Below are 13,828 nucleotides of genomic sequence, written 5' to 3'. Positions count from 1 at the left end.
GCCGTCGCCATGGCCGACGGCCAGAGGCGGGCCGTTGCGGGCGCCAACGATGAGGTCCTCGTCGCCCGTGAACATGATGGCCAGCGCAAAGGCGCCTTCCAGCCGCTTCAGCGCCTGGTGCGCGGCCTCGACCGGCTTCAGCCCTTTGGCCAGTTCCCGCGCCACCAGATGCGCCACGACCTCGGTGTCGGTCTGCGACGAGAAGACGTAGCCATCGTGGATCAGTTCGTCACGCAGTTCGGCGAAATTCTCGATGATGCCGTTGTGGACGATGGCGACGCCGTTGGAAAAATGCGGATGCGCGTTGGTCTCGTTGGGCACGCCATGGGTGGCCCAGCGCGTGTGGCCGATGCCGATCGTGCCGTCGAGCGGCTCGTCCTTCAGCCGCCGTTCGAGGTTGATCAGCTTGCCTTCGGCGCGGCGGCGCCCGAGCGCGCCTTTATCGACGGTGGCGACGCCGGCCGAGTCATAGCCGCGATACTCCAGCCGTTTCAAAGCGTCGACAATGAGCGGCGCGACCTGGTGCTGGCCGACAATCCCGACGATGCCGCACATGGCCTGCTCCTATTGTCAGCGAACCCTGGCCGAGTTGCTGCAACAGATACATTACCTCTGCTTGATCACGAGCTGATCGTTCAATCGAAGGAGCAGATTAAGGTTAATCTGACGCCGAACAACGGCGCACCTGTGAAGGGAATAGTGATCTGCTACGGCTATCGGCTCAGAATATGGCGTATGATCACCCTGGATGGCGACCGCGAGCCTCTTGGCCCTATGGTGCGGAAAAAGGACCGAGCATCTCTTCAGAGGCTGCGTTGCCTGGTTGAGAGACGGGCCTATGTGATTTAAGGGGCACAGTGGTAGTCCGGTGCAAAGGCAGCAGATGACACAAACTCTTACCGGTGACGGTCGCACAGTGGGCGCCGTGATGCTCATTCAAGGATTGCTAGCGCAAATGATCGCACGGCATCCCGAACGCGACCTCATTCTCTCGGAGGCGCAGCACCTCGTGAATGAGATGAGATCGCAGGCATCCGATCCTTTTTCGGAAGGAACGTCTGACCAGTTCGTGTTTCTTACCGAGGTTGCCGAGGGCATGGCAGACACACTGGCAACTATCACAGCAACTGCCCAAGCACTCGTGGTGCCGTCGGCACCTGAAACGGAAGATCAGGCAGGCGAACGAAAGCCGCAAAAGAAATCGCCTCCGAAAAGAGCCCGCCAGCCGGTGCCTGCTGGCAGTCTTAAATAGCCTGAGAGGGTCCCGCGTGGAATGATCCGAGGGACCGGTTGGTTACGGACAAGCCGTGTCTCGAACCGGGCCGGGGTGGTGAACCCGCGCCTCTGGGACCGCTGGCGCGGGCTTGCGATTTGGATTTCCCAATCATCAAGGACATATCCGGGGAGAATCCGTATCTCAAAATCTGGAAACTTTGACTCAGTTTGCGTCGTTCCTATCGAGATGGAGGGTTCACATGCTGAACTTAAGTTGGCTTGGCGTGCTGATAATTTCGTATGCCGCAATCGTTGGCACGAATCGATTCCTGTTCCAAATGACAATGGCCACGCCCGATCGAACGGCCGCGCCCGATCGAACGAAAGGATCCCTTCAAGCGTTTGAAATTCTCGCCGTGCTAGGTAACGTGATTTTGCTCTTCGGATTTTTCGCAGCGCAAGGGCTATAGCGAGCACGCGGATTTTGGTGTGACAGGCCATCGATCTGAGGTCGTAGGCCGCTAGGAAGCAGCCCATCCAATCGATGCGCCACCTCAGTGCATCCAATGTTTCTTCTTTCACACGCCAACCGGCCGCCTCTCGCATCGAGAAAAGGCTACCAAGCCCGGCCTGGCCAACCCGAAGACAGAGCGTTCGGGCCGACGCAAATCCACTCGGGTTTTGGCCTGAACGATCCTTCGTTTAAATGCTTCGCTGAGGTCAGGAGCAGCGCAAACATCTTGGTCAGCCGGGGTGCTTGCTGCCCTCCGGTGAGGCCCGGTGCGCTTACTGTCTCCCCCGACATGAGAGTGCCGGGCCGCTGCAGATCACCGCTGCCTGTCAAAGATCGGGGCATGTTCTGGTTGTACCTGGCCGAGAAGTTCCAGTGCGCCGCGCACTTCGCTGCTTGGTCGAGTCCAGGCGACAGCGATGATTTGGACACGCCAGCTTCGAACCGGCCGTCGACCGATGCGCAGCTTCCGAACCGAAAATCGCCGCTTAGGTCAAGCCCAGTCGATGCCAGCCTTTCCAATAAAAGGAAGGAGGACTCACGAACTGGCTTGCCTGCGCCCTTCCTTTGCTGCCCTGTACTCGCCTTCCCAAGGTAAGCTTTCAAAGTCCGGCCTATACCCACGTTCGCGATAGTGAGCCGCGTCAACGTAGCTGGCTTTCTTGTCTTCCATCACACATGCGCATGGAGGATTTCCCGGACACCTGTAAAGGCCTGTTACTGTCATGGATGTTGCTTCCTTGTACTAATTGGCCTCGGTGCCCAGAAATTATCCTGACCTGTCCAGGTAGAGCAGTGTTTGTGCCCGGCCGCCACTAATGCGCTGACAGCAACCCAACGCTAGAGACCGAGAATTTGGAACTCCCGCCTGAACTATCGACATTCCGGTGAGCCATTTCATCGTTCGAAGGCATGAAAAAGCAAAGCGCCGTGCGGAGCGACAATTGACAGGGACGGTCCGGCGGACCGCCTGATCGCCTGGTTTTGTATTGGCGGCTTGATCGCCAGTTTTGCCGGGCCGCGCATCCGTTTCGTATTGCACCGGCGTCAGGTCCCCGACGGATGGCTGGCCGCGGACGCTCTGCCGAGCATATCGCCATTCTCAGCCAACTTCGCGGTCGCGACTTTCGAGCGCCTCAAGCATGGTCGTGAACAGGCTACCCACCTCCTCTGAAATCTCTTCGGGTGGAATTCCCGCCTGTCTTGCATCTGTGGTTGCTCGTTCCGCAAGGCCTCGCGCCAAATTTGGATCAGATGACGAATGGTGCGGAAGATTGTCGTCCATCCATCTCTGCAGAAAGTTCAAGCCCCGCACGCTCACTGCGAAACCGTTCTTGGTCCCAGGCTTTGTGGTCTCAATATCCGCAATCGAACCTCCTCAGGTCACTTCAGCTGCGCGTGATTACTCACCTTCACGGCGGACTATCCAGGTTGCATTTGTCGGCAGACACAATCAAGACGGTTAAGTTTTCCACTACTATAATTTGTTTGCCCCAGTTTTGTTCCTACCCAATTTCAACCGCCGCCCCTATGGTCCCGCTCATGGAACGACGACACACCATCGAACGACGACACACCATCCGAAGAGGCGCGGACAAATTGTGGGAAGTCTACGACGTAGACGACCAGAACGTTGTCCACATAGACGGCGTTCCCTTGGCCCATTTGCAAGACGACGAAGCCTTGGATGCCTTGGAGTTGCTGGAAGGCGGGTTCCTGGTTCCCAGTGACTTACCCATGACTGGCTGAAGCCGTTTTCGCCGATCGCTAGCTACCGCCAAACGCAAAAAGCTCACCTGCCGTAGCGATTGCCGAAGATAGCGAAGCACCGCTGTCCTGAATTCCGTCGCTCACGTAATTCGTTCGCATGTTTCGCTCGCATTTCGCCCGGATGCATAAATTGGTCAGCCGGCGCCCCAATGCCCGCCGGTTAGGCCCAGCGGCCAACCGCTGCCCAGTCCCTACGCGAGCCGCTGGGCCCCCTGCAAATGCAGGACAGTCGTGGCTCCACTCGAAGAAGATAGCGCAGGGTACATGTTGGAGTAAGTGAAGTTCTCCACATTGTGATGGTTTCAGGATCACCAGCACTGCGGACTCGGATTAAACAGCGGCGGCATCCGGCACGACCTCAGGTTTTATTGCAATCAACCAAGACGTCTCTGACACGTTTGCGATCTTTGAATGCACCAGCACACAGGAACGTACGGGCGGGGAGATCGTGCAATGGTCGGTGTTAGGGATACGCTAAAATCTGAGGCCGAACGGATCTCGATCGACAAGCACACAAGGGCTGACGAACTGCGTCGCGAGCTAACCCTGCATGACGAAGCCAGGGCAAAACTGAGAGCCGATCTCGACAACAACGCCGCTGCAGGTTCGCGCGTATACACCTACAAGCCCATTGTTGAGGGGGTGGCTCAATGCCCGCGCTGTTGGATGCTCCATGGAAGACAAGAGCCCATGTTGGATCAAGGCAGCATCGAGGAAGGCAGTTCGCTCAAGTGCCGAGCGTGTGGGTTGCAGGTGTCCTCGAGATCGTGAAATCTCTGACCGGCGCCGGCAGACAGCAATCGGTTCCCAGGCGCACGGCCATGGTTTGCGAGAAGCGCCTGGTGGAATCGAACCTGTTCACCGCTCATTGTGAATTTGACCAACGCAGGGATCGTCATTCATTTGGCCGATGCGTCGGCACGCTGGAGGACGGAAGCTGAAAATTGCTGCCGCCAGTTAACGCTGCGCCATCGATGGCTGCAGCAATCTCGGATCAAGGATTAATGCCGATTGTTGCGCGTAGACTCTTATCCGATCGTCGCAAGGACGGCCTTTCCGTTTACTTTGGTGGGTGTTCTCTTGCTCGCGCTGTTGCCTGAGCGGCTCCTCGAGATTCTCGACATGGCCTTCACGTCCAATCATGACAAGCTCAACCATGCTGCCGCCTTCGCGGTTTTGGCGGCCCTTGGCAGCCTCGGCTGGCCCGAGCAAAAAACAAAGCTGGTTGTTTTTCTGCTTCTTATAGGTGCCGCGATCGAGATTCTTCAGGGCACGCAATTGATAGCGCGCGACAGGGATGTATTCGATTGGCTTGCCGACGGCGCGGGCATGATCTGCGGCCTGGTCGTCGCGGGCTTGATAACGAGGCTGGCTGGCGCACTGCGATAAGTGTGTGGTGGATGCCGGGTTCGCTCAGGGGTAGCAAAGCGCAGGCCACACGTCGCCAACAATTCTCAAAACTTCGCGTTTGAGACGTGTCCCGAATTGCCCACACGATGGGCGATAGACGGTGTTGCTTGCGCTAGAGCGTTTCACCGTTTCACGGAAACGGCGAACCGCTCTATCTTTTTGTTTTTACGCAATTTCCGGACGGAAAACCGCACACACTTTTCCTGGAATTGCTCTAGCGAAGGCTTGAGGTGTCGGCTGCACTGGCCATCGACCGTGTTGACGACAATCTCGTCTAGCTCGATCGGCTGGTTGGACCGCATCGATTACGCCTGGCGTCTGATCACTAGCCGCAACGGACGGCGCCCGGCCAGCCCAGCGAACACATCGGCCGCGAGTATTTCTCAGCATCATCAGAATGATCGATGAAAAGATTTAGACGGGCGGCGATAAGTGACCTTAATCTCAGCGTGAGCCAGCCATGTCACCAGCCAATTTCGGATCTGAAAGGGTAATTGAGGATCCAGAGTCGGGTTTTCAACCAGCGGCCTCCGATACATGGTCGAACGTGCCAGAATATGCGCTCGATCTGGGCGGTCCCGTTCTGCGTCCTTATCGTCGGATGGGCACGGACTTTGCCGATACTGCCGTCTTCGATCATCTGCGAAGCATCGCCGGGCAGTATCCCGAAAAGCTCGCAGTCAGCGACGGAACCAATCGCTTTACCTACTCGGAACTTCTGTCGGCCGTTGAGGCCCTGTCTAGCCAAATCGCCACCATTGTTCCCGATGGACAGGCAGTCGGGATCCTTCAAGCAAACTCGGCCTTCTACCCGTTGGCAATGCTGGCAAGTATGGCTGCCGGGCGACCTTCGGTACCACTGAACACCAGGGATCCCGACTCCAGAATCAATGCAATCGTGGCTGCGGCGCGGCTATCGGCTGTCATAGGCGATGGCGACATGCGCCCGACGGGTCTGCCGCAAGCTGTCCGTTGGATCGATGTCGTGCCCCGCGCTATACCGAAAATCGATCGGATACCCCAGTCCTTTTCCGTCTCCGTCGATTCGCCGGCAATCGTGCTCTATACCTCGGGTAGCACCGGGCGCCCCAAAGGCATTGTCAACAGTCAGCGCAGTCTTCTGTGGCGTGTTCAGCAATATGTCGACGCATGCCACATCGACTCTACTGACGTCTTCTTGCCCCTGACGGGGCCAGCCACGATCGCTGGATGCCGGGAGGTGCTCGCTGCCCTTCTCACAGGTGCCACCCTTCATCTTGTCGAGGTCGAAGCGATAGGCTTGCGCGCCCTTCTGGGCCGGATCCAGTCCGAAGGCGTGACGGTCACTTATTTGGTGCCGGCGCTGCTGCGCGCACTCTTGGCAAATAGGTCAGAGGATGCCTTCCGCACACTGAGGGTCGCTCGAATTGGCGGCGAGAAGGTTTCGTGGGCTGATATTGCGCTGCTGCGCCAAGCGGTCTCGAGCGACTGCCTCGTCCAGATCGGTTACTCATCAACCGAGACCACTGGCTCACAATGGTTTTTGCCGAACGACTGGCCAGAGCAAGGCGCGTCGGTGCCGGTGGGCTGGCTCCTTCCAGGAATTACATTTGCGATTGTCGATGACGAGGGACGGCGCGTCCCGCCGGGCACGACCGGAGAGCTCGTGATAAGAAGCCCATATGTGTTGCTTGGCCATTGGGAAAACGGCGCAGTCGTGCCTGTGGCTTCGGATCCAAACAATCCCAGCCTCCGCATCTTTGAAACGGGGGACCTCGTCCAGTTGGACAAGCATGGCCTGCTTCAGGTCGTCGGCCGCAAGGGACGCCAGATAAAGATCAATGGCCGACGCGTCGAACCGGCAGAGCTGGAACAGGTATTGCGCAGCGTGCCCTCTGTCCAGGACGCCGTGACTATTGTGACAGCGGCTACCGAACTCGTCGCTTTCGCAGTACCTCGTGGCCCGGCCAGTTCCAACTTTTCCGACGACCTTCGCCAGCTTGTCAGAATGACTCTGCCCCCACCTCTATGTCCCTTGAGGTTGCATGCGCTGACCGAAATTCCACGCATGCCGAACGGAAAGGTCGACATAGCGAGGCTTGCCGCGTTGGACAGTGCAAGCATCAGGACAGCCCCGACTCCGCAGGTCTCGAATGCCGGACGCGAGCAGAATGTCCATCAGGTGGTGCAGCGGGCCTGGACCAAAATTCTCAATACCCGCGTCGCCGCCGGGCGTTGGGATGATGCAGGCGGCGATTCGCTGAAGCTGTTGCACTGCGTCATGGAAATCGAGGGTGTCATTGGACAGGAACTCGACCTCGAAGCCTTCACCGTCGGGATGACCTTCGACGAGATGGTAAGGGCGGTTGCTACGGCAAAGGCGGGCAACCAGCAAGCCAATGCGCGCAAGGACCACGTTCCAATTCTTTTTCTGCTCCCTGGGTCGGTTGGCTACGGCCCAAGCCTTGCCGCCTTCGCATCCTCTATGGGCAAGACGGCGCGAGTAGTCCCGGTCCGATATCCTGCCCTGGCGATGATATTGCAGGGCGAAAATACTGTCGGCGCCATGGCCGACGCCGCACTCGCTCAAATAAACCGCGCCCAGCCTGCAGGTAACGTACGCCTCCTCGGCCATTCACTCGGCGGCGTTGTTGCTTTTGAAGTCGCTTCGCGGCTGCTGGCTGTCGGACGAACCGTGAAATTTCTGGGCATCCTTGACACGAGCCTTCTCGGCGAACGGAGCACCTATCGGGAGACAATTACCCGCACATACCATCGAATCCGAACCAATCGCATCACGGCCTACCGGATGGCTTGCCGTGCTCTTGCAAAGGTCACGGTCAGGATGGGCTACGAGGCGCAAGTCGCTCGCATGCTCGACCGGTATGCACAGGATAAGTTCAACGCGACAAGCTTCAGGGCCAAACTGGAACTTCAGGAAGTTTTGAGAGCCCGAGCCTTCTGGCAGTGGCTGCAGATGCCAAAGCCGACACTGCCAATCACGGGCACCCTATTCCGTTGCGCTCGGCCAGGAATGCCTCGAGCCATTGGCTGGGACAGTGCTTTCGCCGACCTGGATGTAATTCCCATCGTCGGCAGCCATATCGATATGGTCTCAGAACCTCATGTCGCCTCGAACCGTCCCCTCATCGAGGCGGCCGTGGCGCGGACTTATCTGCCAGAAGAGTTTCGCCAGGGGGAGGACAGGTCATCGACGTGATCTCAGGATTCGGCAAGGATACGCTGGTGCTCGATCCTCGTGCGGAGGTCGATCGCATCATTGAAATCTTGCGCCAGCAGGTCTTCGGCACCCTCCGGCGCCGAGGGGTGGTTGTCGGACTCTCCGGCGGGATCGATAGCTCCGTCGTCGCGGCCCTTAGCGTTCGCGCGTTCGGGAAAGACAAGGTCCTCGGCATATTCATGCCGGAGCTCCATTCCTCAGGGGACTCGCTAAGGCTTGGCCGCACGGTGGCAGCGCAACTCGGCATAGACTCGATCCTTGAAGACATCACGCCGGCCTTGGAGGGGATCGGCGCCTATTCCCGCCAGGTCGACGCAATCAGGACCGTCGTTCCGGCCTATGGCGACGGCTGGAAATGCAAGCTGGTGATGGCATCCGTCCTTGAGAGCAACGGCCTCAACATAACACGCCTCACGGTCGAAGACCCCGAGGGCAATATCGACACCGTTCGTTTGTCGCCAGCAGCCTATCTGCAGATCGTCGCCGCCACCAACTACAAGCAGCGGGTGCGCAAGATGACGGAGTACTATCACGCGGACCGTCTCAACTTCGCGGTGGCGGGTACGCCAAATCGGCTGGAACATGACCAGGGCTTCTTCGTCAAACAGGGCGACGGCATTGCCGACGTGTTGCCGATCGTTCACCTCTACAAAACGCAAGTCTATCAACTGGCGGAATACCTTGGGATAGACCCGGAGGTTCGCAGCAGACCGCCGACCACGGACACTTTCTCCATGGCGCAGAGTCAGGAGGAATTCTATTTCGCATTGCCTTACCACCTGACGGACTTGTGCCTCTACGGCGTGAACCACGGCATTTCCGCCGCCGAGGTCGCCACGGTTGCCGGCCTCACCGAAGACCAGGTCCAGAAAGTCTTCAAGGACATCGAAAGCAAGCGGCGCGCAGCGCGTTACCTTCACGCCAGACCTCTGCCGGTCACTGCAATGGACGAGGGCTGACCGGATGTGCGGCATCGCCGGAATCGTGGCGCTGAGCGCTGCTGCGGCACCCCCGTCGCGTGAGGCGCTGCTGCGCATGGCGGGCTCGCTCGCTCACCGCGGCCCGGATGAACGTGGCCTCTACCGCGACAAACGCGCGGGCCTGGCCCATGCCCGCCTGTCGATCGTCGACCTGTCGAGCGGTCAGCAACCGCTCGCCGACACCAGCGGTACAACGTGGATCGTCTTCAACGGCGAGATTTTCAACTATGTCGCGCTCAGGGAAAAGCTGGTCGCACTCGGCCATCGCTTCCGCACCCGCAGCGACACCGAGGTGGTCATCCACGCCTATCGCGCGTGGGGCGAGGCCGCCTTCGAGCGCATGAATGGGCAATGGGCGGTCGCGATCTGGGATTCGCTGGCCGGTCGTCTGGTTTTGTCGCGTGATCGTTTCGGCATCTGCCCTCTGCATTTTTGCGAGCATGCTGGTCGCCTTTATTTCGCCAGCGAAGTGAAAGCCATTTTTGCGGCTGAAGCGGCTGTGCCGAGAGCCTTCGATCCAGCCGGCATCGACCAGACTTTCACGCTCTGGACGGTGGTTCCGCCGCAAGGCGTATTCCAGGGGGTCAGCGAACTCAAGCCAGGGCATGTCCGCATCTACGAGAACGGCACTGTCCGCGAGCGGGCCTTCTGGAAACCTTGCTATCCCGACGCTTCCGGCTCGCATCATGAATTTGCCGGCTCGCTCGATGATGCAGTCGACAAGGTGCGTAGCGCCCTGCAGTCCGCGACGTCGCTCAGGATTGAGCAGGCAGATGTGCCGGTCGGCTGTTACCTTTCCGGCGGACTCGACAGCTCTCTTGTCGCCATGCTGGGAAGAGGCATCGCAGGAAACCGCTTCCAGACCTTCTCGCTGCGTTTTGACGACGCCGAATATGACGAGACCCGTTACCAGCGGCTGGTCGCTGGCGCGACGGGCAGCGAGCATCACGAGGTGGTGGTTTCGCGCAGCGACATTGCCGATATCTTTCCTGAGGTGATCTACCACACCGAGCGTCCAATCCTCAGGACGGCGCCGGCGCCCCTGCTCCTGCTCTCGAGGCTGGTGCGCAAGCATGGCATCAAGGTCGTGCTGACGGGCGAAGGCGCTGACGAAATGTTCGCTGGCTACGATCTTTTCAGGGAAGGCAAGGTGCGCCGTTTCTGGGGACGCCAGCCAGAGTCGACGCGACGCGCGCGGCTGCTGGAGCGGCTCTATCCGTATCTCACCCGTTCGCCGGTCCATCAGCAAGCGATGGCTCGGCAGTTTTTCGGGCGCGATATCCAGGCCTATGATGGGCCAGGCTTTGCGCACGATACGCGCTGGCGCACCACCAGCGCCGTCAAGCGATTATTCTCGACCGATATGCGGGCCGAGACAGAACAGCGCAATACGGTGTCTGAGCTTCTAGCCCGTTTGCCCGCGGAGTTTTCGGGCTGGGCGCCGCTGGCACAAGACCAGTATCTCGAGGTCCAAACGCTGATGTCGGGCTACCTGCTTTCGTCGCAAGGGGACAGGATGCTGATGGCGAACTCCATCGAGGGGCGGTTCCCGTTCCTGGATGATGATGTTGTAGAACTCGCGAATTCGCTTCCGGCCGAATACAAGCTGCGCGTCCTGGACGAAAAGCATGTGCTGAAGCGGGTGGCGCAACCCGTTCTGCCGGCCGAAGTCGTGGCCCGCAAGAAGCAGCCGTACCGGGCACCGAATGCTCTATGCTTCATCGCCGATGATGCCCCGGCCTATGTCCGTGAAGCGCTTTCGGAGACGGCGGTGCGAGAGGCAAACGTCTTCGATCCGAAGTCGGTCGCGCGCCTGCTCGGCAAGTGTCAGGCCAGGACGGTCGACGGAGATCTGTCCAACTCCGATAACATGGCGCTGGTCGGCGTTCTGTCGACCCAACTCCTTCACCAGCAGTTTATCGCCACTCGTCCTGGCACCACGCGAAAGATTGAGCTCAGCGTCGATGTTGACCACGAGCGTCGGGAAGAGGTGTTGGCATGATGCATGGCGCGATACCGCTGTTGCACGACTACCTAAGCCACTCCGCCGCCCGGCTCGGCGACAAGGTGGCCTTGGTCTGCGGAAGGCAACGTCTGACCTATGGCGAGATCGAGGCACGCGCCAACGCTGTCGCACAACATCTGGCAGACGCCGGGGTGATACGCGGCGATCGTGTGATGATCTTTGCCGACAACACCGTCGAGACCGTCGTCAGTTTCTGGGCGGTGCTAAAGGCGAATGCCGTGGTGTGCATCGTCAACCCGCTCACCAAAAGCGATAAGCTTGATTACCTGCTCAACGATTGCCTGCCGACGGCGCTGATAACGGACAAGCACCTGCATTCGGTCTTCAGCGAGCCCGCGCGCAAATGCCCGTCACTACGCCGGGTTATCGTCTCCGGGCCTATCGATGACGCCGAGTTGATGCAGTTGCCCAATGCGGTGCGTTGGGACGTTGCGGTTGCCGGCCACGGCGCGGCGCCGGTGCGCCGCTGCATTGACATCGATCTGGCCGCCATCATCTACACATCGGGGTCGACAGGCGAGCCCAAGGGCGTGATGTTGACGCACAGGAACATGATGACGGCGTGCACATCGATCGCCTCGTACCTTGAGCTCGGCGAGGACGAAGTGATCCTCAATGTCCTGCCGCTGGCCTTCGATTACGGACTGTACCAGATGCTCATGGCGTTTCGCACCGGCGCCCGGCTGGTGCTCGAGCGTTCATTTGCGTTCCCGGCGCAGATCCTTGGACTGATCAAGCAAGAGCGGGTCACTGGGTTCCCCGGCGTGCCCACTATCTTCGCTGCCCTGTCGGAGCTCAAATCGCTGAAAGATCAGGATTTTTCGAGCATCCGCTATGTCACCAACACGGCGGCAGCTCTCCCGCTCAAGCACATTCTGATGCTTCAGGAGCTGTTTTCGAGCGCACGCATCTATTCCATGTATGGCCTCACCGAATGCAAGCGCTGCACTTATCTGCCGCCGGAGGATCTCGAGCGAAAGCCGTTGAGTGTCGGGATCGCCATTCCGAACACGGAAATGTGGATCGTCGACGAGGACGATCGACGGGTCGGCCCCGGCGTCGTTGGCCAACTCGTCATCCGCGGCGCGACGGTCATGAAAGGCTATTGGGGCAAGCCGGAGGCGACCGCCAGAAAGCTCAAACCCGGCCCTCTGCCGGGCGAGCAGGTCCTGTACACCGGCGACTACTGCCGGATTGATGCGGAGGGCTACCTCTACTTCGTGAGCCGTGGTGACGAGATCATCAAATCCCGAGGCGAGAAGGTCGCGCCGAAGGAGGTGGAGAACGTGTTGATGGATATTCCGGGGGTCCGGGAAGCCGCAGTCATCGGCGTTCCTGACGACCTTCTCGGGCAGGCGGTGAAGGCGTTTGTCGTCATGGAGCAAGGAAGAACCATCGGCGAAAAACAACTGCAGAAAGAGTGCCAGAAACGACTGGAAAATTTCATGGTCCCGAAGTCGATCGTTGTTGTAGCCAGCTTGCCAATGACGGACACGGGAAAACTGAAGAAAACGGCTCTGTCATGAGCTGATTGTGTGGGAATTTGACCTGGCTTTATGTTGTAGAACTGGAGGAATAATTCGATGTTGGCTAGCAAGGACAGAATAGAAATCTACAGGGAGCAAATTCGCGGTTTCCTGGCGTCGAATTTCTACGTGGCCGACGCCGAGGCCCTGGAGAGCGAGACGTCTCTGCTCGACCAAGGCATCGTCGACTCGACGGGAGTGCTTGAGGTCATCGGCTTCATCGAGGAAACGTTCGGAATCATCGTCGAGGACAGCGAATTGCTGCCTGAGAACCTCGATTCCATTCAGGGGATTGCGCAGTACGTCATCCGAAAAACGAACTGATTATCAAAGTTTTATGCAACGGCAACATCGGGAAGGTGGGTTTGTCGTGAGCCACGAAATCAGTGTCGCGGACGCCTACAGCAAAGGCCGCACCATCTTCATGGGGCTGGAACTGCTCGTCGCACCCGGGGCACTCGTGCCCCGACCGGAGACGGAGTTGCTGGGTACGGCCGCTCTCACTGCCTTGCGTCAGCTGAACATGGCGGCGCCTCGCATTGTCGACATGTGCTGCGGCGCCGGCAATCTGGCGTGTGCCATCGCGCACCATGCTCCCGCTTCTCGCATCTGGGCGAGCGACCTAACTGATGGATGTGTCGAGGCCGCGCGCCGCAACATCACCCATCATGGGCTGGCAGACCGCGTGTCTGTGCTTCAGGGCGACTTGTTCGAGGCCTTTTCGGGCCTGGAGCTTGACGGCACGGTCGACATGATCGTCTGCAATCCGCCTTACATTTCGGAAAAGCGGCTCGAGGGCGACCGCGCACACCTGACGGACCTGGAGCCGCGTGAGGCGTTTGCGGCTGGTCCTTATGGCCTGAGCATCCACATGCGCGTGATCAAGGACGCTCCACGTTATCTGCGTCCCGCTGGTATCCTGCTCTTCGAAGTCGGTCTTGGCCAGGATCGACAAGTCATGGGTCTGCTCGAACGCTCCAAGGCCTACGAGAAGATTCACGCGGTCGTGAATGAGGACGGAGAGGGCCGAGTGGTCGTCGGTCACATGAAGAAAGAGGCCTGAACCAGACTTTCGGTCGGATTCACTCATTGTCGCGATCCGACAGACTTTAACCATGCGAATTGACGACGTGATCTGCCTGGGCAGGCATTCGCCCTCCCAGGCCGGTT

The 13,828-nt window shown here is 59.1% G+C and carries 9 protein-coding genes and 1 pseudogene; 8 read left to right on the top strand and 2 right to left on the bottom strand.

Annotated features, from left to right (window positions below):
* A pseudogene (locus AC1D1N_RS23055) lies at positions 1 to 555 on the bottom strand (glutamine--fructose-6-phosphate transaminase (isomerizing)); the annotation flags it as partial.
* A 328-nt stretch (positions 556 to 883) separates the two neighbouring features.
* Between AC1D1N_RS23055 and AC1D1N_RS23050 the strand changes: the two are divergent.
* A complete protein-coding gene (locus AC1D1N_RS23050) occupies positions 884 to 1,252 on the top strand; it encodes a hypothetical protein (protein WP_477351238.1) in 369 nt (122 codons plus the stop codon).
* Positions 1,253 to 2,828: 1,576 nt separating this feature from the next.
* Here AC1D1N_RS23050 and AC1D1N_RS23045 read toward each other — a convergent pair.
* A complete protein-coding gene (locus tag AC1D1N_RS23045) occupies positions 2,829 to 3,011 on the bottom strand; it encodes a hypothetical protein (RefSeq protein ID WP_477351236.1) in 183 nt (60 codons plus the stop codon).
* Positions 3,012 to 4,507: 1,496 nt separating this feature from the next.
* Here AC1D1N_RS23045 and AC1D1N_RS23040 point away from each other — a divergent pair.
* From AC1D1N_RS23040 to AC1D1N_RS23010, 7 genes are all read left to right on the top strand, one after another.
* Complete coding sequence (locus AC1D1N_RS23040; RefSeq protein ID WP_352586396.1) at positions 4,508 to 4,885, top strand: VanZ family protein; 378 nt, start codon at positions 4,508 to 4,510, stop codon at positions 4,883 to 4,885.
* A 481-nt stretch (positions 4,886 to 5,366) separates the two neighbouring features.
* Entirely contained in the window at positions 5,367 to 8,105 is a 2,739-nt protein-coding gene (locus tag AC1D1N_RS23035; protein WP_477351233.1) for an AMP-binding protein, read from the top strand.
* Complete coding sequence (gene nadE, locus AC1D1N_RS23030; RefSeq protein ID WP_352586394.1) at positions 8,102 to 9,085, top strand: NAD(+) synthase; 984 nt, start codon at positions 8,102 to 8,104, stop codon at positions 9,083 to 9,085. Before AC1D1N_RS23035 ends, nadE begins: the two co-directional genes overlap by 4 nt.
* Before the next feature lie 4 nt (positions 9,086 to 9,089).
* The gene (gene asnB, locus AC1D1N_RS23025) at positions 9,090 to 11,108 is read left to right on the top strand and encodes an asparagine synthase (glutamine-hydrolyzing) (RefSeq protein ID WP_477351232.1); all 2,019 of its coding nucleotides are present in this window, start codon (positions 9,090 to 9,092) and stop codon (positions 11,106 to 11,108) included.
* Positions 11,105 to 12,658, top strand: coding sequence for a class I adenylate-forming enzyme family protein (locus AC1D1N_RS23020; protein WP_477351230.1), 1,554 nt, complete (start codon positions 11,105 to 11,107; stop codon positions 12,656 to 12,658). Before asnB ends, AC1D1N_RS23020 begins: the two co-directional genes overlap by 4 nt.
* Positions 12,659 to 12,715: 57 nt before the next feature.
* The gene (locus AC1D1N_RS23015; RefSeq protein ID WP_112559405.1) at positions 12,716 to 12,982 is read left to right on the top strand and encodes an acyl carrier protein; all 267 of its coding nucleotides are present in this window, start codon (positions 12,716 to 12,718) and stop codon (positions 12,980 to 12,982) included.
* A gap of 46 nt (positions 12,983 to 13,028) precedes the next feature.
* Positions 13,029 to 13,721 carry a N5-glutamine methyltransferase family protein gene (locus AC1D1N_RS23010; protein ID WP_436261148.1) on the top strand — a complete coding sequence of 231 codons (693 nt, stop codon included), beginning with the start codon at positions 13,029 to 13,031 and terminating at the stop codon, positions 13,719 to 13,721.
* The last annotated feature ends 107 nt before the right edge of the window (positions 13,722 to 13,828 follow it).

Source organism: Mesorhizobium sp. P2_B5, from assembly GCF_056404775.1.
The sequence above is the reverse complement of the archived record's forward strand: the minus strand, read 5'-3'. Positions and strand labels throughout refer to the sequence as shown.

Excerpts from the sequence above, each read along its gene's own strand:
- asnB (WP_477351232.1), top strand. The coding sequence starts at position 9,090 with ATGTGCGGCATCGCCGGAATCGTGGCGCTGAGCGCTGCTGCGGCACCC.
- AC1D1N_RS23035 (WP_477351233.1), top strand. The coding sequence starts at position 5,367 with ATGTCACCAGCCAATTTCGGATCTGAAAGGGTAATTGAGGATCCAGAG.
- AC1D1N_RS23020 (WP_477351230.1), top strand. The coding sequence starts at position 11,105 with ATGATGCATGGCGCGATACCGCTGTTGCACGACTACCTAAGCCACTCC.
- AC1D1N_RS23045 (WP_477351236.1), bottom strand. The coding sequence starts at position 3,011 with ATGGACGACAATCTTCCGCACCATTCGTCATCTGATCCAAATTTGGCG.
- AC1D1N_RS23015 (WP_112559405.1), top strand. The coding sequence starts at position 12,716 with ATGTTGGCTAGCAAGGACAGAATAGAAATCTACAGGGAGCAAATTCGC.
- AC1D1N_RS23050 (WP_477351238.1), top strand. The coding sequence starts at position 884 with ATGACACAAACTCTTACCGGTGACGGTCGCACAGTGGGCGCCGTGATG.